Origin of the sequence: Paraburkholderia sprentiae WSM5005 (genome assembly GCF_001865575.2) — a bacterium.
Classification (GTDB): Bacteria; Pseudomonadota; Gammaproteobacteria; order Burkholderiales; family Burkholderiaceae; genus Paraburkholderia; species Paraburkholderia sprentiae.
The window spans coordinates 653454-677377 of the sequence record NZ_CP017561.2 but is presented as its reverse complement, the minus strand read 5'-3'; the positions used below and the strand labels follow the sequence as shown (position 1 = coordinate 677377).

At 63.1% G+C, this 23924-nt stretch carries 20 protein-coding genes and 2 pseudogenes; 8 read left to right on the top strand and 14 right to left on the bottom strand.

Features of this window, described 5'->3' with window-relative positions; all coding sequences use genetic code 11:
- Nucleotides 1-213: 213 nt before the first annotated feature.
- From BJG93_RS03150 to BJG93_RS03140, 3 genes are all read right to left on the bottom strand, one after another.
- Entirely contained in the window at nucleotides 214-897 is a 684-nt protein-coding gene (locus tag BJG93_RS03150) for a nitrilase-related carbon-nitrogen hydrolase (RefSeq protein ID WP_231337428.1), read from the bottom strand.
- A gap of 111 nt (nucleotides 898-1008) precedes the next feature.
- Entirely contained in the window at nucleotides 1009-1356 is a 348-nt protein-coding gene (locus BJG93_RS03145; protein ID WP_322786955.1) for an MBL fold metallo-hydrolase, read from the bottom strand.
- A gap of 92 nt (nucleotides 1357-1448) precedes the next feature.
- Complete coding sequence (locus BJG93_RS03140; protein ID WP_027196904.1) at nucleotides 1449-2612, bottom strand: alpha/beta fold hydrolase; 1164 nt, start codon at nucleotides 2610-2612, stop codon at nucleotides 1449-1451.
- A 113-nt stretch (nucleotides 2613-2725) separates the two neighbouring features.
- Here BJG93_RS03140 and BJG93_RS03135 point away from each other — a divergent pair, with 113 nt between their 5' ends.
- Nucleotides 2726-3643 carry a LysR family transcriptional regulator gene (locus BJG93_RS03135; protein WP_027196903.1) on the top strand — a complete coding sequence of 306 codons (918 nt, stop codon included), beginning with the start codon at nucleotides 2726-2728 and terminating at the stop codon, nucleotides 3641-3643.
- A 423-nt stretch (nucleotides 3644-4066) separates the two neighbouring features.
- Here BJG93_RS03135 and waaA read toward each other — a convergent pair whose 3' ends face one another.
- From waaA to BJG93_RS03115, 4 genes are all read right to left on the bottom strand, one after another.
- Complete coding sequence (gene waaA, locus BJG93_RS03130; RefSeq protein ID WP_027196902.1) at nucleotides 4067-5380, bottom strand: lipid IV(A) 3-deoxy-D-manno-octulosonic acid transferase; 1314 nt, start codon at nucleotides 5378-5380, stop codon at nucleotides 4067-4069.
- Nucleotides 5381-5477: 97 nt separating this feature from the next.
- Nucleotides 5478-6362 carry a Kdo hydroxylase family protein gene (locus BJG93_RS03125; RefSeq protein WP_027196901.1) on the bottom strand — a complete coding sequence of 295 codons (885 nt, stop codon included), beginning with the start codon at nucleotides 6360-6362 and terminating at the stop codon, nucleotides 5478-5480.
- A 94-nt stretch (nucleotides 6363-6456) separates the two neighbouring features.
- A complete protein-coding gene (waaC, locus tag BJG93_RS03120; RefSeq protein WP_231337455.1) occupies nucleotides 6457-7398 on the bottom strand; it encodes a lipopolysaccharide heptosyltransferase I in 942 nt (313 codons plus the stop codon).
- 235 nt (nucleotides 7399-7633) lie between these two features.
- A complete protein-coding gene (locus BJG93_RS03115) occupies nucleotides 7634-9028 on the bottom strand; it encodes a phosphomannomutase/phosphoglucomutase (protein WP_027196899.1) in 1395 nt (464 codons plus the stop codon).
- Nucleotides 9029-9384: 356 nt separating this feature from the next.
- On the opposite strand from BJG93_RS03115, the gene BJG93_RS03110 reads away from it, so the two are divergent.
- The 4 genes from BJG93_RS03110 to galE all read left to right on the top strand — a co-directional run bounded on the left by BJG93_RS03110 (nucleotide 9385) and on the right by galE (nucleotide 13735).
- Nucleotides 9385-10647, top strand: a complete 1263-nt coding sequence (locus BJG93_RS03110) for an oligosaccharide flippase family protein (RefSeq protein ID WP_027196898.1) — start codon at nucleotides 9385-9387, stop codon at nucleotides 10645-10647.
- Entirely contained in the window at nucleotides 10644-11474 is an 831-nt protein-coding gene (locus BJG93_RS03105; RefSeq protein ID WP_027196897.1) for a glycosyltransferase, read from the top strand. Before BJG93_RS03110 ends, BJG93_RS03105 begins: the two co-directional genes overlap by 4 nt.
- A 77-nt stretch (nucleotides 11475-11551) precedes the next feature.
- Nucleotides 11552-12700, top strand: a complete 1149-nt coding sequence (locus BJG93_RS03100) for a glycosyltransferase family 4 protein (protein ID WP_027196896.1) — start codon at nucleotides 11552-11554, stop codon at nucleotides 12698-12700.
- A gap of 12 nt (nucleotides 12701-12712) precedes the next feature.
- A complete protein-coding gene (gene galE / locus BJG93_RS03095) occupies nucleotides 12713-13735 on the top strand; it encodes a UDP-glucose 4-epimerase GalE (protein ID WP_027196895.1) in 1023 nt (340 codons plus the stop codon).
- Between the two features lie 99 nt (nucleotides 13736-13834).
- Here galE and BJG93_RS03090 read toward each other — a convergent pair whose 3' ends face one another.
- Both BJG93_RS03090 and BJG93_RS03085 read right to left on the bottom strand, forming a co-directional pair.
- A complete protein-coding gene (locus tag BJG93_RS03090) occupies nucleotides 13835-15388 on the bottom strand; it encodes a hypothetical protein (RefSeq protein ID WP_027196894.1) in 1554 nt (517 codons plus the stop codon).
- Between the two features lie 103 nt (nucleotides 15389-15491).
- Complete coding sequence (locus tag BJG93_RS03085; protein WP_027196893.1) at nucleotides 15492-17057, bottom strand: methyl-accepting chemotaxis protein; 1566 nt, start codon at nucleotides 17055-17057, stop codon at nucleotides 15492-15494.
- A gap of 248 nt (nucleotides 17058-17305) precedes the next feature.
- On the opposite strand from BJG93_RS03085, the gene BJG93_RS03080 reads away from it, so the two are divergent.
- The 3 genes and pseudogenes from BJG93_RS03080 to BJG93_RS03070 all read left to right on the top strand — a co-directional run.
- A complete protein-coding gene (locus BJG93_RS03080; RefSeq protein WP_027196892.1) occupies nucleotides 17306-18406 on the top strand; it encodes an MraY family glycosyltransferase in 1101 nt (366 codons plus the stop codon).
- Between the two features lie 73 nt (nucleotides 18407-18479).
- Nucleotides 18480-18773, top strand: a complete 294-nt coding sequence (locus BJG93_RS03075) for a hypothetical protein (RefSeq protein WP_027196891.1) — start codon at nucleotides 18480-18482, stop codon at nucleotides 18771-18773.
- Nucleotides 18774-18859: 86 nt separating this feature from the next.
- Nucleotides 18860-19591: pseudogene (locus BJG93_RS03070) on the top strand (MraY family glycosyltransferase); the annotation flags it as partial.
- A gap of 105 nt (nucleotides 19592-19696) precedes the next feature.
- Here BJG93_RS03070 and BJG93_RS03065 read toward each other — a convergent pair.
- The 5 genes and pseudogenes from BJG93_RS03065 to BJG93_RS03045 all read right to left on the bottom strand — a co-directional run bounded on the left by BJG93_RS03065 (nucleotide 19697) and on the right by BJG93_RS03045 (nucleotide 23921).
- Nucleotides 19697-19954 carry a hypothetical protein gene (locus tag BJG93_RS03065; RefSeq protein ID WP_027196890.1) on the bottom strand — a complete coding sequence of 86 codons (258 nt, stop codon included), beginning with the start codon at nucleotides 19952-19954 and terminating at the stop codon, nucleotides 19697-19699.
- Nucleotides 19935-20453 (bottom strand): annotated as a pseudogene (locus BJG93_RS03060) (DUF2778 domain-containing protein). Before BJG93_RS03060 ends, BJG93_RS03065 begins: the two are co-directional and overlap by 20 nt.
- 361 nt (nucleotides 20454-20814) lie before the next feature.
- A complete protein-coding gene (locus tag BJG93_RS03055; RefSeq protein ID WP_027196889.1) occupies nucleotides 20815-21072 on the bottom strand; it encodes a hypothetical protein in 258 nt (85 codons plus the stop codon).
- Nucleotides 21053-21571 (bottom strand): DUF2778 domain-containing protein, encoded by a 519-nt coding sequence (locus BJG93_RS03050; RefSeq protein ID WP_027196888.1) that lies wholly within the window; start codon nucleotides 21569-21571, stop codon nucleotides 21053-21055. Before BJG93_RS03050 ends, BJG93_RS03055 begins: the two co-directional genes overlap by 20 nt.
- 469 nt (nucleotides 21572-22040) lie before the next feature.
- A complete protein-coding gene (locus BJG93_RS03045) occupies nucleotides 22041-23921 on the bottom strand; it encodes a polysaccharide biosynthesis protein (RefSeq protein ID WP_027196887.1) in 1881 nt (626 codons plus the stop codon).
- Nucleotides 23922-23924: the final 3 nt, after the last annotated feature.

Here is a 23924-nt window from a genome sequence, read left to right as displayed (position 1 = left end):
GCGGAACAGACGAAGGCAGCCTGCTGGCCAGCAGGCTACTTCGGACCATCCCACCAGCTGCGACCGTCACAGTTCGGCCACTAGCAGCCGTCCGGCGAGCTACGCGTCCCGACATCTGAGCGTCCGGCTTCTCTCACTTAACGGTCGCCCGGTCCACGATTTTCGTCGTCGTCAATGCCGCAGGCCATAGCCTTTCGAGCGGTGATGGCATGTCTACGCACCTATTTTTTGTACCTCCGTTTCTTCGTCAATCTCGCCGTTGTCGATGGGCGTCGCGGAAGCCTCTACTCGTCGCATACGGTTCCTATTAATCAAAAGGCGAGTGACATCGGGGCGAGAATAGTGGCCAGCGGGATCCGCGGCGTTCTTGGCCACCACAATGGCAGCAAGATCGATGTCCGCGTACAGGATGCCTTCACTGTCCTCTGGCAGCTTCGGAACCAGAGCGCTTCCGTCGGGCCCGTATATGACAGCATGACCACCACCCACGTGGTTTAAGTCATGTTTCTCGGTGGAGTCGCACAACTCGTCGATCAGCGCTTTTGACACAACGGCACATGGAGCCAGTACGAAACACGACCCTTCCACCGCATAGATTCTGCTGGCGGCATTATTGACTTCCCATCCGAGCGCTGGGGCAAAAGGCTCATAGTTAGAAAAGCTTGGCCAAGCAGCGACGTGCACCTGCTCATTCCGCGCATACATCGCGTACGTGGACAGCGGCTGCAAATGCTCCAAGCAGCACAGTGCGCCTATCCTTCCCAGATCTTCAACCTGATGCACCGCCAGATCGGAGCCATCACCTTCGCCGAATACAGCTCGTTCGACGTGAGTCGGACGCAGCTTGCGGCGTGCAGCGATGGTCCTGCCGTCGGCGCCGATAATCCACTGTCCCATGTAAGACTGCCGCCGCTTCGTTCAGAAATGCCGACGGCCGCAGTGATCCCGGCCTGCTGGACCGCGGCGCTAAGTCTCGACGCCTCCGGACAATCGTAGTCCAGCGAGTTGTCAAGTACTGCTGCACAAAGCCCCGGCGTAGCTGCCACGCGTGTGCGCCCATCCAGATTTGCCATGGATAACCACCAATGGGCGACGCAGTAGGTCATCTCCTTGCGCCGCTAGTAGTAGTCCAGACCTCCGGCATGCGCGAGGATCGGGAGCCCCCGTCAGTTCACGCAGTCGAGCAGCCGCGCCGGCATGGTCCGTATGCGCGTGAGTGACCACGATCAAGCTGACATCGCGAAAACCGCGCCCGTGCTTCGCCAAAGCGCGCTCGATCTTGTCCTCTGAGCCCGGTGTGCCCGTGTCCACGAGAACACAGCCCTCTTCACCGATGATCAGGTGGCAGTGGACCATGCCTAACGGCAGGATGGGAATCGTAATGATGGAGGGTGTATTCATGATGTACGTCCCTGTCGGTTGTTCATGGCGTCATTTCCCAGAACTGTTCAGTTCAACCCGAGCGGATTAGAGATCAGCAGTCTCCACCCGCCGTCGCGGCCCTTTTCCATAACCTGCGTAGCGGTGCCGCGTTGCTCCTGTTCGTGGCCGTCCGGTAGCGTCACGCTCAGGGACCAGTCAAGCAGGACGAGTGCTATGTCGCCGCTCTTTATCACACGACGTATTTCGTTGTGAATGCGCGGGCGCAGTTGCAGCAACTGAGCCAGACCGCTGCGCAATCCGGCGGGGTCCTCGCGTATCGTCTCGCCGCCCGTCATTCGCATCGTGGCTTTACTGCTAAACATACCGAGCAGTACGTCAAGATCGCCGGCGTTCAGCGCCGCATCGAAAGCGGCCGGGACCTGCTCAGGCGCGCTGCACACGGCGGACTTGTCTTCGACCGCTGTGACGAATCGCGCAATGAGCTGCGCCACTTCGGCCGGTGCCTCTAGCGGCGACAGGTGTCCAATTCCGGGGAGAATATGCATCCGCGCATGCGGAATACGAGGCATCAGTTCCGCCTGCAGCGTTGCGACGCGATCTACCTGATCAAGCTCACCGGAGATGACAACGGTTGGCGCGTCGATTGACGCCACCGCGGCGGTGATGTCTTCGCGCATGGCTATGTTGGGCCAGGCCGCCTTCGCCTGCGGTGCCGCCCTCAGGCTGTCCTCGATGACTCGCTCGCGGCAAGCAGCGTCAAGCGGTTTTGCGGTGAGCACGTGATCGATAACGAATTCGACCGACTCACGCGACTGATACGCGCCGGTCAACGTCGCACGTTGCTCGTCGGAAAGGTGCATCGGCGACGGGGGCGACGGCGCGACGAGTACAAGACCCTCAAGCCCACCCGGCCGACGCGATGCGATGAGTTGAGCAACCTTGCCTCCCATCGAATGGCCGACCAGAACGTAGCGCTGCAGCCCCAACTCATCGATGACACCTTCGGCGTCGGCGGCAAGATCAGCAATCCGGTAGCCGTCAGCGGGCGCTTCTGAATGGCCCCAGCCTCGGTGATCGATGGCAACAATTCGATAGCGGCCGGCCAATTCACTTGCTACACCGTCCCATGTACGCGACGAGCCGCCGTAGTAGTGCAGGAACACGAGCGCTAACTCGCCGCTGCCGCGCTGCTCGACATGAATCCGCGTACCGTTCGATCTGATTTCCATTTTCCTTCCCTAACCATTACGTAGTGTCTGAATGGTAGATTCAAGTCGTCGGCTTGATAATTGCCAGAATGGTCTACTCAGTCGATAATGGTGTTATCGAATCGGAGGAGCAAATGGACCGGCTGACGAGTCTCGGCGTGTTCGTCGCTGCTGTTGAGGAAGGCAGTTTTGCAGCCGCGGCGCGCCGTTTCGGGCTATCGGCCGCGATGGCCGGCAAGCATGTAAGCGCAATCGAGGCCGAGCTGAATACTCGGCTAGTTCAGCGCACTACACGGCGCCTAAGTCTGACCGATGCCGGCCAGACTTACTACGAGCGCAGTAAACGGATTCTCGAAGCGTTCGACGATGCCAATCGGGAAGCTGGCGATTCACAAGGGACGGCACGCGGCGTACTGCGGCTCGCAGCGCCAGTTACGTTCGGTGCGATGCACCTGGGCGAGGTCGTTGCCCGCTACCTTGATGATCATCCGCACGTCAATGTGGAAGTGGTGCTCGGAGACCGCTATGTCGACCTGATGGATACGGGTGTCGACGTGGCAATCCGGATCGGACGGCTGCAGGACCCCCGACTGGTGATGCGCCGGCTTGCACCGTGCCGAATGGTCGTCTGTGCGTCTGCCGCGTACCTCGAGCGCTATGGAACGCCACGCAAGCCCGAAGATTTGCAACGCGCGCAGCGACTGGTTTTCAGCGAGGCCGTGTCGGCCGGCGACTGGACGTTGCTCGATGCGAAAAACCACGCGCACGTCATCGACGGACCATGCCGGATGGCCGCTAACAATACGCAGATGCTACTTGCCGCGGCCCTCGCCGGCGCCGGCATCGCTTATGGCCCAACTTTTGTGTTCGGAGAGCATCTTCGGCGTGGCGAACTTGTGGCGCTACTGCCGGCTTATCGCACGGCTGATCTGGCGATTCAAGCGGTTTATCCTAGCGCACAGCGCATACCGCTCAAAGTGCGTCGGTTCGTCGACTATCTTGCCGAGACGTTCGGGGATGAACCGCCTTGGGACCGAAAGGCACGGTTTTAAAGAAGCCTCTGTACCGTCTTTTAGTCTGAGGGCTCTCGCGCAAACGGACACAAGCGGCCCGCTCAGCGGTTTTCCGCGCTCCGGCGCCGTGCCGACATAAGCCTCTTTCGTCGCATCGGCCATTGAGCGGCAGTTGTACTTCGAAGAGCAGACGCCGGGTTGCCGAACCTCGATTGTCCGATCAGGGTCGACAGCCGTCCGATAAGTGAAGACGCAGCGGCCACCGTTGTTCCCCCCACCGCACAATGAGCTTTTTTGGACTGCGCATCAAAAACAAGACCCGGGGATTCCGGGCGCTTGTTTTCTAGCGCTAGGCAGATTTTCCGCTACCGGCGCCAGCACGTTCGCATTAACCGGCACGGCCTGCACTTTCCGCTTCATCCGACAAAGCACCACGCCGCGTTGCACGGCGTCCGCCCAACCCTACTCCGGCAACAACGCAGCCAACACATCCACCGTCCTCGCCGTTGCCCCGCGATGCCTCGCCGCAAACGCGGCAGCCGCGCCGCCCATCGCGAGCCGCCGCGACTTGTCGCCAAACAGCTCATGCAGCGCGCGCGCCAGATCCGCCGGATCCCGCACCTGCAAGGCGGCACCCGCGGCAACCGCATCGGCGGTCACCTGCGTGAAGTTGAACACGTGCGGCCCGATCAGCACCGGCACACCGACCGCGCACGCTTCGATCAGGTTCTGTCCGCCGAGCGGCAACAGACTGCCGCCGATAAACGCGAGATCCGACGCCGCGTAGTAAGCGCCCAATTCGCCCATCGAATCTCCGAGCAGCACGTTCACATCGCGACGCAACGGCAGCACGCCGCCGTCGACGCCGAGCGCCGCCGAGGCAACCTTCGCGTCGGGCGCCCAGTTCGATCGGCGTTCAAGCCGCAACCCCGCCTTCTCGACGAGCGCCGCGACTTCATTGAAGCGTTGCGGATGACGCGGCACCAGAATCAGCAGCGCATCGCCGACGCCGAGCGCCGCGAACGCCTCGAGCACCAGCGCTTCTTCGCCCTCGCGCGTGCTCGCCGCCACCCACACGGGTCGCGTGCCGATCGCCGCGCGCCAGGCGTGGCCGCGCGCCGCGAGTTCGGGCGGCGTGCTCATGTCGAACTTCAGATTGCCGAGCACCGCGACGTTGCGCGCCCCGAGCGACGTCAGCCGCTCGGCATCGGACGGACTCTGCGCGAGCACGCGCGCGAAGCCGCCGAACACGTCCTTCGTCGCGCCGCCGAACTTCGCCGCGCGCTTGTATGAACGCGCCGACATCCGCGCGTTGGTCAGCACGAGCGGCACGTCGGCGCGCCGGCATTCGTCGATCAAGGTCGGCCACACCTCGGTTTCCATCACGAGACCGAGCGACGGCCGCCATGCGCGCAAGAAACGCCGTACCGCATGCGGCATGTCGTACGGGAGATAGCTGCGCAATACGCGGTCGCCGAAAACCTCGATGCCGGTCGCGCGGCCGCTCGGCGTCATGTGCGTGAGCAGAATGCGCGCGTCGGGGCGCGCCTTCATCAGCGCATCGATCAGCGGCTGCGCGGCGCGCGTCTCGCCGACCGACACCGCATGCACCCAGATCAATGGCGCGCCGTCCTCAGGCAAGCGTCCGCGCGAATAGCCGAAACGCTCGCCGATATGCTCGCGATATCCGCGCTCCTTGCGCGAACGAAGCAACAGACGCAGCACGGCAAGCGGTGCGATGAGCCACCAGAGCGCGCGATAGATCACTCTTAGCATTGGCGCTCCGCGTGGTTCGCCCGCTTCGGCGAACCCACGGCGCCGGTGCCCGCCGTGCGCGCCGGCACCCGCCGAGCCATCGAATCGACCGACGCGCTCAAACCAGCGCCCTGCCCTTCAGGCGCTCGAGAATGCCGAGCGGCGCGCATTCCGGCTGCGCCATCGCCTTCACCGGCAGGAAGAAAGTCTGCTCCAGCATGAACTGGCCGGACATCACCGCATGCGAGGTCTGGTCGGAGAAGCACACCCACACGCTGCCCGGCGGAAACGGCACGGTCTGCTGCGGACTCGTCTTCTGATAATCGAGATCGGCCTTCATGCCGTCGTGCAGACTGAGCATCAGGTGATCGTATTCGCTACGCAGCGATTTGGTGACGTGCAGCAGATTCAGCAGCCACGCGGTGGCCGGCATCTGCGGCTTGATGCGCGGCAGGAAGCGCTGCGCCATGTCCTCGAACGGCTCGCCGACGCGCCATACGCGCGGCACGCCGTGCGGGTTCACATTGGCGAACACGCGCAGGATGCGCTCGCCGTAATTCGGCCGCGACGGGAAAGCGTCGACGTGCAGGCGGCTATCGTCCTTGCGCCACGAGGTTTCGCGGGTCTCGACCTGATGCAGCCGCAGGCTCGTCGGCGCGACCCGCAGCTTGCCGTTGTACTCGGGAAACAGCCCGTCGACGAGCGTGCGCGCACTCGCCTGATAACGCGCGATCAACGCGCGCACCGCCGATTGCGTGACCGCGTCGCCGGCCACGCCATGCAGCGCCCCGCCGTTCGGTTCGAGGCTGATGTTCTTGCGGTTGGGATCGGCGAGCGCCGGATCGAGCAGCGCCTGTTCGCCGCCGTCGATCGCGAAGCGCAGGTTCGGGAAGTACAGCACCTTGCCGCGCTCGACGCCGGCGAGCAGCGTCTCGCGCGGCACGGACAGGTTACCGCCGTGCCAGTCGGCGTTCGCTACTTCGATGATCTGGGTTTCGTTCATGGTCGCCCTTGGGAACGGAGGGTGCAAGGCGAAGCGCACCGACGGGTTGTGGCCCGTGCCGATGACTGCCGGCCCGGGTGACGGCAGGCCCCGGTTACAACAAACCGAAGTCGGCCAGCGCCGACTTGACCTGCTGCAGCGTGGGCGGCTGCCCAGCCGCGCCTAGATTGACGACGTTCGGCGACCAGTAGCCGCCGGTGCGCCACGCGGTCGAGAAATTGTACAACTCGACCGTGGGCCGCTTCAGTGCCGCGGCGATATGGACCAGGCCTGTGTCGACCCCGACCGTCGCGGCCGCGCCGTCGATCAGACCGACCACCGCGGCAAGCGACAGCTTCGGCGGCACGATCGCGGCCGCGCCGAACTCCTTCGCGAGCCGTTCGCTGGTCGCGCGCTCGGCCTCGCTGCCCCACGGCAGCACGATCGACGCACCGCGCCGCACCAGCGACTGCCCGAGCTCGATCCACGCGGCATCGGGCCATTGCTTGTCGGCACGCGAGGTCGCGTGCACGAACAGCACGTACGGCACCGGCAGATTCAGATTCGCCTGCGACAGCGCGAGCGCGGCACGGCCCGTATCGAGACCGAAGTCGATGTCGTCGGTGGGTTGCGGTGGCGGATCGTTCAGCGCCGCGGCCACCAGTTGCCGCGTGCGTTCGACCACGTGCGTGCGCGGCGCGATCGGCACGCGCTGCCCGTAGAAGAAGCGCACCGGCCATTCGTAGCCGGCGCCGTCGGTGCGGTTGCCGAGGCCGACGAGCGGTCCGCGCGCCATGCTCGCGAGCCACGCGGTCTTGATGAGTCCCTGACAGTCGATCACGAGATCGTAGTGCTCGGCGGCGAGCGCGCGACGAAACGCACCGATCTCGCGCCAGTTGTCGACGGACAGGATGCGCTTGCGCCAGCGCCGCAGCGACACCGGAATCGCGCGCCGCACGCCGCTCACCAGTTCCACGAGCCCGACGAAGCTTTCCTCGACGAGCCAGTCGATCTGCGCGTCGGGGTGGCGGCGACGGATGTCGGCGATTGCGGGCATGTTGTGAACGATGTCGCCCAGCGACGACACCCTCACGATCAGTATCTTTTGCGCGCTCAAGAGTGGGAAAACCGGCTATTCGGCTCGAAGATGCGTTGAGAGGACCGCAATTCTAGCGCGTCACATACGAAAGACATGAAAAACGCGGCGCGGTAAGGCAACCCGCGCCGCGTTCGCTAGCGGCGACGCTTCGATCCGTCTGAACGAGCTTCGAAGCGCGCCGCCGCATCAGCCGTCAGAACGGCAGTTTCGCATCGGCCTTCTCCGCGAGAATCACGCGGCGGAAGTCGTCCTGGATGCGTTTGAGCGCCGCGTCGTTGTCGGCTTCGAAACGCATCACGACCACCGGCGTCGTGTTCGACGAACGCGCGAGGCCGAAGCCGTCCGGATACTCGACGCGCAGACCGTCGATCTTCACGACGTTGTCCGCGCCGGTGAACTTCGCGTTCTGCTGCATACGGGCGATCAGCTCGAAGTTCTCGCCTTCCTCTAGCTTCAGCTGCAGCTCGGGCGTGGAGTGCGAGTTCGGCAGCGAGTTCAGCAGCTTGCTCGGGTCTGCGACGCGCGTGAGGATTTCGAGCAGACGCGCCCCGGTGTACAGGCCGTCGTCGAAACCGTACCAGCGATCCTTGAAGAACACGTGGCCGCTCATTTCACCAGCCAGCGGCGCGCCGGTTTCGCGCAGCTTCGCCTTTACCAGCGAGTGGCCGGTCTTCCACATCAGCGGCTCGCCGCCCTTGTCCTTGACCCACTTCGCGAGATTACGCGTGCATTTCACGTCGTAGATGATCTGCGCGCCCTTGTTGCGCGACAGCACTTCTTCGGCGAACAGCATCAGCTGACGGTCCGGGTAGATGATCTGGCCGTCTTTGGTGACGACGCCGAGGCGGTCGCCGTCGCCGTCGAACGCGAAGCCGATTTCCGCATCCGTTTCCTTCAGCGCGCGAATCACGTCTTCGAGGTTCTCCGGGTGGGCCGGGTCCGGGTGGTGATTCGGAAAATTGCCGTCGACTTCGGTGAACAGCTCGACGAGTTCGCAGCCGAGCTTGCTGAACAGCTTCGGCGCGAGCTCGCCGGCCACGCCGTTGCCGGTATCGACGACGATCTTGATCGGACGCGCGAGCTTCACGTCGCTCGCGATGCGCTCGAGATAGGCGTCGGCGATGTCGTACTCGGTGTAGCTGCCGGTACCGTCGGCGAACTGCTGGTCGACGATGCGCTGATGCAGAGCAAGGATCTGCTCGCCGTAAATGGCCGCGCCGCGCAGCACCATCTTGAAGCCGTTGTAGTCCGGCGGATTATGGCTGCCGGTCACGACGATGCACGAGTCGACGCGACGCTCGCCGTCCGCGAGCTGCAACGGTACGCTCGCCGCGAAGTAGCCGACCGGCGTGGGCACCATGCCCACGTTGACGACATCGACGCCGGCCGCACGCAGACCGTCGGACAGCGCCCCGATCAACTCGGGACCCGACAGGCGCCCATCGCGCGCGACCACGACCGCGTCGCCGCCCTGCGCACGCACTTCGCTGCCGAACGCGCGACCGATGGAACGGGCGGCGTCGGCGTCGAGCGTCTTGCCAATGACACCACGAATGTCATACGCCTTGAAAATGGATTTGGAGATCATGTTGGCTCACTTGCGTGCAATGGAAAATTTTGACCTGCGCACCGACCGCAACCGGTAACAATCGCCGATAACAATCGCCGAAAAAAACACGGCAAAAAAGCCGCGTTAAAAAGCCGAAGTCATATTCGCGTGAAAAACGCGTGCTACCCCGTCTCGATGCGCTCTGCCGGAAGCGGTCCGGTTCCAACTTATAATTGCGTTCTTCTGACCCGCCCGAATACCGCCATTCTAATGCTTAGACGCCCTCCTTTCGTAAAGTTGCCGCGGCTGCCGGCCGGGCGGGAGAACGCGCATGGCACCGCATGCATGGCCGGCCCAGGCGGCCTGACCAGCGCGCAGCGGCGAGCGGCCAACGGATGCTGACGCTCAAGCGCTTCGCCAATCCCGACGTCACCCGCGCGTTCACGAACATCGTCTGGCTGGGCCTCGAGCGGCTCACGCAGATCGGCGTCGCCATCGTCATCAGCGGCATGCTCGCGCGCTACTTCGGACCCGATACGTTCGGCAAATGGCAGTACGCGAACACGCTGCTGCTGGTGCTCTCGCCGATCACATGGGTGTGCGGCGCCGAAATCCTCGTACCGACCATCGTCAACCGGCCGCCCGAACAACTCGGCACCGTACTCGGCAGCGCGTTCGCGTTGCGCTTTTCGGTGTCGGTCGTCGCGCTGCTGCTGACGTGGCTCGGCATTGCGCTGCATTTCTTCGACCCGCTCGTCGGTGCGATGCTCGCGGGTCTCGCGGTGACGATGCTGTTTCGCGAGCCGTTCGTCGGCGTGATCAACGCGTGGCTGCAAAGCATGACCTACAGCAAGCCGCAGTTGCTGACCAGCATGAGCACTGCGGTGATCAAGGCCGGCCTCGTCTTTCTGCTGGTGCGCGCGATGGCCGCGCCGGCGCGCTTCGGCTGGCTGTGGGCGCTCGAATCGGCGGCGATCGGCGCGGTGCTGTTGCTTTACTTCATGCGCCGGCATGGCGGCAAGCTCGGCTGGCATGTCGAACGTTCGCTGTTCAGGCACTTCGCGAGCGCGGGCACCGTGTTCTGGCTCGGGCTCATCTGCATGTACCTGTTCCTGAAACTGGACCGGCTGATGCTCGAGCGCGCGATTTCGTTCGCCGACCTCGGACGCTACTCGGCCGCCCAGCAACTCAATGAAAACTGGATCACGCTCGCGCTGATGCTCGCGCAAACCATCGCGCCGGCATTCGTCTATCGGGTGCAGGGCATCGCGCAATTGCGCCGCAACATGTGGCGACTCACCGCGCTGACCGCAGTGCTGATGGTGTGCGGCGCGCTCGTGCTGGATCTGCTCGCGGGCTTCATCATCCGCCGTGTGTTCGGGCCGGCGTTCGAAGGCGCGATCGACATCTTCCGCGTGGCCGTGTGGCTCTCGGTGCCCGCCGGTATCGAGGCGATCGGCAATCTGGTCGTGCTCAAGTATCAGGCCAGGTTCGTGTTGCTCGCGAAGTGGCTGCTCGCGCTCGCCGTCGCGTTCGCGGTCAATCTGCTCGCGATTCCCCGACTCGGCGCGTATGGCGCGCTCGTCGGCCTCGCGGCGGGCTACCTGGCAGCCGCCTCCGTCAATCTTTATTACATTCGTTTCAAATTGCGCCCATGACGAATTCATCCGCCACCGCGCAAACCACGCTCGACGACGTCGCGGTGCTGATGCCCGCCTACAACGGCCAGGCGGACGTCGATTCCACGCTTGCGTCGTTCGACGAAAGTGCGCTGGTGCACGTACTCATCGTCGATGACGGCAGCACGCCGCCGATCGTCGCGCCCACGCTGCCGAACCTGAAGATCGAAGTGCTGCGCATGGCGCAGAACGGCGGCATCGAGCGCGCGCTGCAAACCGGCATCGACGCGCTCGCGCAACGCGGCTTTCGCTATGCGGCGCGCATCGACGCGGGCGATCGCGCGGTGCCGCGGCGGCTCGCGAAGCAGCGCGCGTTCATGGAAGCGCATCCCAATGTGGCGGGCCTCGGCATGTGGACCCAGGTCGTCACCCGCGCCGGCGAACCGCTTTTCATGCTGACGCCGCCGGCCGAGCCGAACGCGATCCGGCGCCAGCGCTTTTTCCGCTCCTGCCTCGCGCATCCGTCGATGATGCTGCGTATCGATGCCGTGCGCACAGTCGGCAACTATCGCGCCGCGTATCGTTCGGCGGAGGACCTCGATCTGTTCGTTCGTCTGATGGAACGCTACGACTGCGCGAATCTGCCGGAGCTCGGCCTTTTCTATGAGCTGAACGAAGGCGGCATCAGCGCGACGAAGCGGCGCCGGCAGATCGGCTCGACGCTGCGTTTGCAGTTGCGCTACTTCAACGTGGCCAATCCGTACGACTGGCTGGGAGTCGCGAAGAATCTGCTGCATCTGATGCTGCCTTATCGCACATTGCAGCGGGTCAAGCGCGCACTGCTCATGCCGCGCGCGAGCCGTTGAGTGGTGCTGCGTATGAGCGGTGTCGCTGGATTCGTATCGCTGGTCAACATTTCATTCAACGCCCGGCCCCTCTCCGCATGAAGCCTTCTCTCAAGTCGACGCCCGCGCTGCGCATTACACTGGTCTGCAACACGGCCTGGGCAATCTATACGTATCGGCAAGGGCTGATTCGCACACTGATCGGACGCGGCGTCGACGTGACGGTGCTCGCGCCGCGCGACCGCACCTTCGAGCTGCTCGCCGCGATGGGCTGCCGTTGCATCGAACTGCCGGTTGCGTCGAAGGGCACGAGTCCGGGCGAGGATCTGCGCACGCTCGTCGCGCTCTATCGGCAGTACAGGACGATTCGTCCGCATGTCGTATTTCACTACACGATCAAGCCGAACATCTACGGCTCGATCGCGGCGAAGCTGGCTGGCGTGCAATCGGTGGCGGTCACCACCGGGCTCGGCTATGTGTTCATCCAGCACAGCCGCGCCGCGCAGATCGCCAAAAGGCTGTATCGTTTCGCGTTCCGCTTTCCGCGTGAAGTGTGGTTCCTGAATCGCGACGACCAGGCCGCGTTCATCGACGGCAAGCTGCTCGCGCATCCCGAGCGCGCGCGGCTGTTGCATGGCGAGGGCGTCGATCTGGAGCAGTTCACGTTCACGCCGCTGCGCGAGCGCACGCAGTTTCGCTTCTTGCTGATCGGGCGCTTGCTGTGGGACAAAGGCGTCGGCGAATACGTCGAGGCCGCGCGGCAGTTGCGCGCGCGCTATCCGCATGCGCGCTTCCAGCTGCTCGGGCCGGTCGGCGTCGACAATCCGAGCGCGATCACACGCGCCGAGGTCGCCGCGTGGGAGCAGGAAGGCGTGATCGAGTATCTGGGCGAGGCGCACGACGTGCGGCCGTTCATCGCCGATGCCGATTGCGTCGTGCTGCCGTCGTACCGCGAAGGCGTGCCGCGCACGCTGATGGAAGCGTCGGCGATGGGCCGGCCGATCGTCGCGACCGACGTGCCCGGCTGCCGCGAAGTGGTGGCCGACGGCGTCAACGGCTTGTTGTGTGAAGTGCGTAATGCGCAGAGCCTTGCCGCGAGCCTCGCGCGCATGCTCGACATGAGCGGCGCGCAGCGGCGCGCGATGGCCGAACGCGGCCGGCAGAAGGTCGCGACCGAATTCGACGAACGCATGGTCATCGAAACCTATAAAGATCTGGTGCAAAAAATCACGGGCGTTTTACTTTAACGGAGTAACAGCATGACCACGAAAGGCACGATTCTGGTAACGGGCGGCGCGGGTTTCATCGGCTCGCACACCTGCGTCGAACTGCTGAACGGCGGCTACGACGTCGTGGTGATCGACAACCTGGTAAACAGCAAGCGCGAATCGCTGCGGCGCGTCGAACAAATTGCCGGCCGTGCGGTGAGCTTCTACGACAACGACGCGCGCGACGCAGCCGCGCTGCAGCGGATCTTCGACGCGCATCCGATCACCGGTGCGATCCACTTTGCCGCGCTGAAAGCGGTCGGCGAATCGGTCGCGAAGCCGATCGAGTACTACGCGAACAACGTCGGCAGCCTGCTGACGCTGCTCGGCGTGATGCGCGATCGCAACGTCAAGCAGTTCGTGTTCAGCTCGTCCGCAACGGTGTACGGCGTGCCGAAAAGCTCGCCGATCGACGAATCGTTCCCGCTATCGGCGACCAATCCCTATGGTCAATCGAAGCTGATCGCCGAGCAGATCCTGCGCGATCTTGAAGTGTCGGACCCGTCGTGGCGCATCGCGACGCTGCGCTACTTCAATCCGGTCGGCGCGCATGAAAGTGGCCTGATCGGCGAAGATCCGGCCGGCATTCCGAACAACCTGATGCCGTACGTCGCGCAGGTCGCGGTTGGCAAGCTCGAGAAGCTGCGCGTGTTCGGCGGCGACTATGAGACGCCCGACGGCACCGGTGTGCGCGACTACATCCACGTGGTCGATCTCGCGCGCGGGCACCTCGCCGCGCTCGATGCACTCGTTACGCGCAATGCGAGCTTCGTCGTCAATCTGGGCACCGGGCAGGGCTATAGCGTGCTCGACGTGGTGCGCTCGTTCGAACGGGCGTCGGGCCGGCCGGTGCCGTACGAAATCGTCGCGCGCCGCCCGGGCGACGTCGCGCAGTGTTTCGCGGACCCCAGCGCCGCCGAGAAAATCATCGGCTGGCGCGCGCAGTTCGGCATCGAGCGTATGTGCGTGGACCACTGGCGCTGGCAGTCGATGAATCCGCAGGGGTTTGCCTGACGGATGCGGCGCGATCCCGGTCGCGCCGGCCCGCATCACGGCCTGATTCGCGCACGTGCCGCCGGCGCGTGCGCTGGCTTGCGTTGCGTTGCGAACTGCTTACTGCGCGGCGTCGCGCGGATAAAAATACAAGCCCGAAACGTTCAGCACACCGGTCAACCCTTCCTTCGGCACCGCTGACACGAGAAAGCGCCGGTGGGCGCTTCGAATTTGGTCAGGCGTGCAACGCGCCGATCGCGTGAACACGAGCTGCCAGTTTTGCGCGATGCAAAACGGTACGCTGCCCTGGCGTTTGGCATACGCTTCGATGCCCACCAGAATAGGCCACAGCCGTTCCCAATCCGCGGAGCCATCGAGATCGAAAACAGCCACCCCGCCCCCTGCATCGAGATTGCGGATAGCTGCGTAAGCAGCGGGAATGTGGGGATTGTCGTATTGGGAAAGGTTTTCAGGCGGCTGATGAATCCGGATCGCAGTGAAAGCCCCAACGGCCACGCAAACGAGCGCCGCAACAGGCAGGGTGACAACCGTCATATTGTCGAGGACGCGCTTCGCCAGTAACGTAAGCGCCAGAGCAGGCACGGCGTAGTAGAAAATCCCGACATAGGTCAGCGAAAGATCGTCGACGCCGAAAACCGCATAAAACAGAAAGGCGACCGTCGCACTGGCCAGTGCCAACGACAATGCCCGCTCGGGCGCGACACGGCCTGCATTGTCCCGTGCGGGATCGTTGGTCACAAGAACCGCACAAGCGGCCGCGCCCAGCAGAATGCCGAAGATTCCGTTGCTCCAGAAAAGACCGGCAAAGCGCGCGGCGTCCATTAAACGATTGGCGTGGTGGGCACGGCCAAAAGCGGCATATTCAGCGAGCGGGCCAGGGAAATGAAGGATCGTCTGGATCGCGAGCGGGACAACGAAAAGCACCACGATCGCCAATGCAACAGCGATCGTTCGGACATTGCCCGCAAGGTATTGACGGCTCAGCACCCACGTTTCATTCGCACCCGGCCGAAACGAAAGCCAGGTATTGGCTATCAGCGCGCACGCCAGCATGACGACAGTCATGCCAAGAAAGGAGGCATGACCATTCAGAAGAAATCCAAGGCTCACGGCGAGCAGCACAAGCCCGTCTGCGCGGCCCATGATCAATGCGCCTACGGACACCGTGAACGCCGCAAAAGCGAAGTAGTAAAGATGCGGGAACCAGGGGCCCGCAAAAGCCTGGTAGTTGATGTAAGCGGTGACACCGACGAATAAGGCCGTCGTGACCACGGCTGCGGCAGTGACGCCACGGGTCGCCCGCTGCATCCTGATCAGAAGCATGCCGATTGCCGCGATCCAGAAACCGGAAAGCAGCGCAACCGCATAGATCTGACCGGAAAACGGTGACGCGACCCAGTGCATCAGGTCGGAAAATACGATCTCGCCCGCGGCAAGCACGTACAGAAACGCGGGACCAGGATGATTGAACCCGAGGCGCGAGTAATGTCCGACGAGCAGCTTCAGATGCTTCGCGTCGGCAATCAACAACGAGTTCGCGGCGAAGTCCCCGACCTCGTGTAGCTGAACGGACGCGAAGGTCTGACCGAACACGATGATGAAGATCGCGACGCAGAGCGCCGAAATGAAAAACGCTGCCAAACCTTTGCGCATCGAACACCTGTTTTCGGTTTATCCAACAAGATGGAAAACAGGATTCTAAGGTAGCTGTCGGCGCGCTATGCAATCGACAGCCACCCATTCCGCGGGCTAAGCGCTAAGCCGGCACCCGCGACTCTTCGAGCCGAAACACGGCAATGGCCTCCTTCAGAACAATGGCCTGCTCCTCCAGCGACTTCGCGGCGGCGGCCGCCTGCTCGACGAGCGCCGCGTTGTGCTGCGTGACCTCGTCGATCTGCGACACGGCCTTATTGACCTGCTCGATACCGTCGCTCTGTTCGAGCGCCGACGCCTCGATCTCGCTCATCACGCCGGTCACGCGCTCGACCGCTTTCATCGCTTCCTGAATCGTCTTCTGCGCATCCGACACCAGCGACGCGCCCTCCTCGACCTTCGCCGCCGATTCGCCGATCAGCTCCTTGATCTCCTTGGCCGCCGCGCCCGAACGCTGCGCGAGGCTGCGCACTTCCGAGGCGACCACCGCGAAGCCGCGTCCCTGCTCGCCCGCGCGCGCCGCTTCGACGGCCGCGTTCAACGCGAGGATGTTGGTCTGGAACGCGATCCCCTCGATCATGCCGATGATTTCCGTGACCTTGCGCGACGACTCGCTGATGCCGTCCATCGTCTCCGTCACGCGCGACACCACCTTGCCGCCGCGCGTGACCGTATCGAGCGCACCGTGCGCGAGGCGGTTCGCCTGCTTCGCGTTGTCGGCGTTCTGCTTCACGGTCGCCGATAGCTGCTCCATGCTCGCCGCGGTCTGCTGCAGCGCGGCCGCCTGCTGCTCGGTGCGCGCCGACAGATCGGCATTGCCCGAGGCGATCTCGTTCGCGCCCTGTGTGATCGCGCTCGTACTGCCGCGCACCTTGCCGACCGTTTCGACGAGGCCATCGCGCATCCGCGTGAGTGCGCCGAGCAGTTGGCCCATCTCGTTGCGCGATTTCACCTTGATCGCGCCGCTCAGGTCGCCGGCCGCGATGCGCTCGAAGTGCTTGACCGTCGCGTTCACCGGCTTGATCAGCACCGACGACAACGCGACGCGCGCGCTCACCGCAATCACGAGCGCGATCACCGCAATCGCGCCGAACAGCGTCGTCGCAAGCTGGAAGCGTCGTTCGCCGGTCTCGGCCTGCTGACGCCGATTGTCCATCTGCGCATTTTCGAGCGCGTCGATCGCTTTCGAGTAGGACGCGTACAGGCTGTTCGCGGTATCGCCCTGGATGTTGCGGAAGGTGTTGAAGTCGAAGTCGGTCAGTGCCTTGAATTCCGGCTCGATCGCCTTGTCGACGAGCGCCGCGCGCGCGTCGCCGACGCCCTGCGCGAGCTTGCGCTCGGCGTCGCTCGCGAAGTGGCCGGCCATGTAGTTGCGGAAGTCGTTGTTCGATTGCAGCAGCACCTTGTGCGCGGCCGGCAGCAGATCGTCGGTCTGTTTGCCGACGCTGAACAGCGTCTGATAGGTGCCCAATGCGAGCTGCACCTGCAGAAGCTTCTCCGAACTCGCCTTCAGATGCGACAGCGCGGCGGCGCTGCGCTGGGTGTCGTCGAGGCTGTCGTTGGCGAGCTTCAGCGCGCCGTAACCGACAGCGATCACCGTCAGGAGGAAGGCGACGAATACGCTGATCACGAGCGTCAGTCCGCCACGAATTGTGATGTTATTGAGCATTGGGTCTCCGAAACGCCTGTGTTACGCGCGACTTACACTTCGTCGCATCCAGGTTTACGGTCGTGGCGGGCGCGCGCCGCATAGGGGGAATCCATGAGGAGCGAGCGCGCACGGGCCTGGGCGGGCGGCTTCGGTCTCGCTATCTGGGATTTTTTGCCGCCCCGCGTGAAAGCTTTGCGCCGCCGCCGCGCGCCGGCCGCCGCGTGTTTCGTTTGTATAATTCCGCTTCTTCGCTCAGGCCCACTTTCATGCTCAGTTTTGCGCTCGGCTTTCTCGTCTCCCTGCTGATCACGCTGTTGATCGTGCGCTATGCGCATCTGCATGAAAAATTCTCGACCGATACCGATCTGGCCGGCGTGCAGAAATTCCACGTGCGCCCGGTGCCGCGCATCGGTGGGACCGGGATTCTGGTCGGGCTGATCGTCTCCGCGGTGCAATTGCATCGCGCGTATCCGGCCGTGTCGGGCAGCATCCTCGGGCTGACTGCGTGCGGCATGCCGGCGTTCGGCTCGGGGCTCGTCGAGGATCTGACCAAGCGCGTGTCGCCGCTCGCGCGCCTCGTGTGCACGATGGCGGCCGCCGCGCTCGCCTGGTTCTTTCTCGACATCGCGGTCACGCGCATCAGCGTGCCGCCGCTCGACTTTCTGCTGTCATACGCGGCGGTCTCGTTCGTGGTCACGGTGCTCGCGGTCGCTGCGCTCGCCAACGCGATCAATATCATCGACGGCTTCAACGGCCTCGCGTCGATGGTCGCGTGCATGATGTTCGCATCGCTCGCGTACGTGGCGTTCCAGGTGCATGATCCGGTCGTGCTGTCCGCGTCGTTCATGATGATGGGCGCGGTGCTCGGCTTCTTCATCTGGAACTTTCCGGCCGGACTGATTTTTCTCGGCGACGGCGGCGCTTATTTCATCGGCTTCATGCTCGCCGAGCTGTCGATCCTGCTCGTGATGCGCAATCGCGACGTATCCGCGTGGTATCCGGTGCTGCTCTTCATGTACCCGATCTTCGAGACCTGCTTCTCGATCTACCGCAAGAAGTTCATTCGCGGCATGTCGCCAGGCATTCCGGACGGTGTGCATCTGCACATGCTGGTCTACAAGCGGCTGATGCGCTGGGCGGTCGGCGTGCGCACCGCGCGCGAACTGACGCGCCGCAACTCGCTGACGTCGCCCTACCTGTGGCTGCTGTGCCTGATCGCGGTCGTGCCGGCGACGCTGTTCTGGCGGCACACGCTGCATCTGTTCTGCTTCGTTGTCGTGTTCGCGGCGACTTACGTGTGGCTTTATGTGAGCATCGTGCGGTTCAAGTCGCCGAGGTGGATGGTGGTGAGGAAGGGGAAGCGGTGAGGAGCGGGGTGGGGTGCGTGCGAATAGCGTCTGCGGCGCCTAGGTATTTCATATCATCGAGGAGGAAGTCGTCATGCAGTGGAGAGTTCATGTTGCCGCGCTCGGCGTGCTGGCCGCGAGCCTGCCCGCCTTTGCCAATACGGCGTCGGACAATGTTGCATGGAGCGCGAAGCCGGTTGTCGCCGCGAGCGTGCAACCCGAATGCACCGCCTATTCCGGCCGTCAGATAAACGATGCGAGCCTGAAGCCATCTGACCCGATCACAAAGACGCTGAAGGTCGTCGGGACACTCGCCGCGATGGCGGCGGTGTCGGTTGCGAGCAAGACCAGCCCTGTCGCGCGGCCGAATCCTTGCGGGGGGTTCTGATCGCGCGCTCTACGACACCCGCGTCGCCGGCGCCACGCTACGCAACGTAGTCGCCGTCGCCGGCAGGTACTCCGGCACCAGCGCCGCAGATCAGCGTGCCGCCGCTCGACTTTCTGCTGTCGTATGCGGCGGTCTCGTTCGTGGTCACGGTGCTCGCGGTCGCGGCGCTCGCCAATGCGATCAATATCATCGACGGCTTCAACGGCCTCGCGTCGATGGTCGCGTGCATGATGTTCGCATCGCTCGCGTACGTGGCATTCCAGGTGCATGACCCGGTCGTGCTGTCCGCGTCGTTCATGATGATGGGCGCGGTGCTCGGCTTTTTCATCTGGAACTTCCCGGCCGGACTGATTTTTCTCGGCGACGGCGGCGCTTATTTCATCGGCTTTATGCTCGCCGAGCTGTCGATCCTGCTCGTGATGCGCAATCGCGACGTATCCGCGTGGTATCCGGTGCTGCTCTTCATGTACCCGATCTTCGAGACCTGCTTCTCGATCTACCGCAAGAAGTTCATTCGCGGCATGTCGCCGGGCATTCCGGACGGTGTGCATCTGCATATGCTGGTCTACAAGCGGCTGATGCGCTGGGCGGTCGGCGTGCGCACCGCGCGCGAACTGACGCGCCGCAACTCGCTGACGTCGCCCTACCTGTGGCTGCTGTGCCTGATCGCGGTCGTGCCGGCGACGCTGTTCTGGCGGCACACGCTGCATCTGTTCTGCTTCGTTGTCGTGTTCGCGGCGACTTACGTGTGGCTTTACGTGAGCATCGTGCGGTTCAAGTCGCCGAGGTGGATGGTGGTGAGGAAGGGGAAGCGGTGAGCGGAAACGACAAAGGCGCCCGACGGCGCCTTTTTGTTGGTCGAAATAGCCTTAGCGCATCGAATGTGGCTATATGTACCATGGGTATCGGCCGAAAATTCGAATCTACTTCGTGCGATACCACCGCCATAGCTTCATGATCGCGACATACGCCAGCGCCGCCGCGATCAGTTCAATCGTCACCCACACCGCGAAAATCAGATCTCCGGGGTCCCGGATGCCGAGCCAATCTGAAGCACACCACCAGACGGCTAGCTGGCTCTCCGTCATTGGATAGGGGTACGGGCGAACACAGCGAACCGAAAGAACGAAAAGACACAGAAATAGGGCGATCTTGAACACCCTACGGGCAAGTATTGCCATACGTGATGACCTCAATTGTTCCGTAGGCCCGAAGCCCCGAAGTGCGCGCGGCGATTTTCACTGTGTGCAGCAGCGCGCTGCGGATTCTCATGAAATCCGTAAGGCTCGGCAGGGTAATGCAGCCGAGTGAAGTACCTTCACCGCCTGCGGGATGCAACCGGAACTGCCCGCGCTTGATGCCATTAACCCACGTCACGTCATCAATGCTCCCATCATCCCGATACAGCGCGAACCAGTCATTGTGATTGGTTGCACTGCCCCATGCGGCATTCCACGTATCCTTCGCCCAAGCAAGGGTTTGTTAACCGAGCCCGCCAGTGGGTCGGTCCACGATCCAATACCTACCGGCGGGAATCGCCCCCTTGTTGGGCACCGCCGTGCAACCGCCCCGATTGCGGTATTGTTGGTCACCCGAATACGCGTCGAACATGCCGATGCCAGAAATGATGAGCGGTGATAGGGGCTCGTTATTCACGAGAAATTTGCCGGTGTATGCCATGTGTCACGCCTCCTGCTTGCGCTGGCTGTAGGTCATTGCGTCCTGCATAGGTTCCTCCCGTTGATGAACCTTGACCGTAAGCGCGCGTGCGGCTCGCGCGCTACAGGTTGATTCCCGATTGGCCGCCTCTTTTGCTTGGACAAAAAAACGCGCCACATGGGCGCGTAAAACATTTGCATCACAGATAAAAGAGCCAACAGAACCGCCACCTCAGCGGGAATGACATGCCGGGAGGCGACAGTTCGATGTTAGGTGTATGTGCCGGGCGCAGGCTTCGGACAACTCCGAAAGCCGAGGCGTGCATGATGGTCGTCAACTCTCCTGGGCAAAAATACAAAAGCCCCGTCGTCGGGGCTTTCGTCTACTTCGTGCGATACCACCGCCATAGCTTCATAATCGCCACGTACGCCAGCGCCGCGGCGATCAGTTCAATCGTCACCCACACCACGAAATACAAATCTTCGGGATCGCGGACACCAAGCCAACGCGAAGCACCAAACCATGCGCGCGACTCGCTTTCCGTCCACTCATAATGGTACGGACGGACATAGAGCAGGGAGAGATAGAACAGGCCGATGAACAGTGCGACCTTGAAGACCCTACGGGCAAGTGTTGCCATATGTGATGACCTCAATTGTTCCGTAGGCGAGAAAGCCCGAACTGCGCGCGGGGATTTTGACCGTGTGCAGCAGCGCGTTGCGGATTTTCATGAAATCGCTATGGCTCGGCAGCGTGATGCAGCCAAGCGAAATCCCGCGTCCGCCTGCCGGATGCAAACGGAACTGCCCGCGTTTGACGCCATTAATCCACGTCACATCATCGATCGTCCCATCATCACGATACAGCGCGAACCATTCACCATGATTCGATGGGTGACCCATTGCTGCATTCCACTCATCTTTTGCCCATGCAAACATCTGAGAACGGATGCCGCCCGTGGGGCGATCCACGATCCAGTATTTGCCGGCAGGGAGCGGCCCATCATTAGGCACCATCGTGCAGCCGCCCCGATTGCGGTATTGATTGTTGCCTGAATAAGCGTTGAATGTGCCGATGCCAAAAATGGTGATCGGTGATAGGGGCTCGTTATTCACGAGAAATTTGCCGGTATAGACCATGTGTCACGCCTCCTGATTGCGCTGGCTGCAGGTCATTGCGTCCTGCATAGGTTCCCCCGTCGTGAGCCTTGACCGTAAGCGCGCGTGCCGCTGGCGCGCTACAGGTCGATTCCGGATTTGTCGCCTCTTTCGCCTGGACGAAAAAAACGCGCCCCAAGGGCGCGCAAAATCAAAACCTTTGCATCACAGAAAAAGACCCAACAGAGCCGCCACCTCAGCGGGAATGACATACCGGGTGGCGACGATTCAATGCTAGGTGTATGTGCCGGGCGCAGGCTTCAGCCAACTCCGAAAAGCCGGGGCGTGCGCGATGGCCGTCAACTCTCCCGGGCAAAAAAAAGCCCCAGCATGTCTGTAGGGGCTTTTATCGATAAACATCCGACGGACAATTCCACCGGTCGAATGACCTGCCTTCGCGAGTACTGATTTAATGCTTCGACTACTCCGATGACTCGCGGTAGCCAAACGCCTACGACACCCGCGTCGCCGGCGCCACGCTACGCAACGTAGTCGCCGTCGCCGGCAGGTACTCCGGCACCCAGCGCCGCAGATCGCGCCGCACTTCATCGTCGGGCGGCACGCGGTGCTGCATCAACCACGGCAGCAGGTTGTCGATCAGGCTGTCCGGCACCTCGCGCGCCTGCGCGATGCGCAGCTTCGGGTGCGGTGTGCGTGTGGTCGTTTCGTCGTCCGCGAGCAGTTCCTCGTAAAGCTTTTCGCCCGGGCGCAGACCCGTGAACACAACGCGAATCTGTTCTTCGGTGAAGCCGTACAGCCGGATCAGATCGTGCGCGAGATCGGCGATACGCACCGGTTTGCCCATGTCGAGAATGAAAATCTCACCGCCACGCCCCATGCTCGACGCCTGCAACACGAGTTGCGACGCCTCGGGAATCGTCATGAAGAAACGCGTGATCTCCGGATGCGTGACCGTCACCGGCCCGCCGCGCGCGATCTGCTCCTGAAACTTCGGAATCACGCTGCCCGCGCTGCCGAGCACGTTGCCGAAGCGCACGATTTCGAACTGGGTGCGCCGCGCGCCCTGCTGCTGCAGCGCCGAGCACGCCATCTCCGCAAGCCGCTTGCTTGCGCCCATCACGTTGGTCGGGTTGACGGCCTTGTCGGTCGAGATCAGCACGAAATGCGCGACGTCGTGGCGGATCGCCGCGCGCGCGACGCGGTACGTGCCGAGCACGTTGTTGCGCACCGCCTGCCACGTGTTGACCTCTTCCATCAACGGCACGTGCTTGTAGGCGGCCGCATGAAACACGATGTGCGGACAATAGCGCGCCATTACCTGGTCGAGTAGCAGCGAGTCCTTGACGTCGCCGACGATCGGCATCACCGACACTTCCGGGTACTTGTCGCGCAGCTCTTCGTTCAGGCGATAGATCGAGAACTCGGAGATGTCGAACGCGACCAGTTGCACCGGCCCAAAGCGCAGGATCTGCCGGCACAGCTCCGAGCCGATCGAGCCGCCCGCGCCCGTCACCATCACGACGCGGTTTTTCAGCAGCGCGGCGACGTGCTCGGTGTCGATCGTCACCGGGTCGCGGCCGAGCAGGTCTTCGAGATCGATCTGCCGCACCCGCGACAGGAAAGCCTGGCCTTGCGTGAGCGGCGTGAGCGCGGGCAGCGTCATCGCGCGGACGCCGGCGCGCACGCACAGCGTGGCGATGCGCCGATGCGCTTCCACCGACGCGGACGGCACCGCGATGATCACATGCTCTACCTTGAGCTCCGCGCTGATCTGATGCAGATCGCTGATCGCGCCGAGCACGCGATAGCCGTAGATTTCACGGCCCTGCTTGATCGGATCGTCGTCGAGCAGACCCACGAGGCGCCATTGGCCCGAGCGCTTCAACTCGCGCACGAGGTTCGCGCCGGCGTTGCCCGCGCCGAGCACGAGCACCGGCTTGCCCTGGCCGACGAGTCCGCCGTAGCGATAGAACTCCTTGGCCGCGCGATACAGCGCGCGTGAGCCGCCCATCGTCAGGAACAGCAGCATCGGCGACACGATCAGCACCGAACGCGGCACGACCGGCGCCGGCTGCAACAGCGCCGAGCCGATCACGACGACGAGCGCACCGACGCCGATCGCCTTCGCGATCCGCACGAGATCGGGCAGGCTCGCGAACACCCACATGCCGCGATACAGGCCATAGCTGCGAAACATCACCGCGTAGATCAGCAGCACCCAGACGAGTGCATGCAGCCCGCTCGACCAGAACGGCGCGGGCACCGGTCCATTGAACCGGATCACATAGGCCAGCATCCAGGCCATCGCCACCGCGCACAGGTCGAACGCAAACGCACTGAACGAAAGCCATCTGGCTTTGAAGCTTTTCATTGC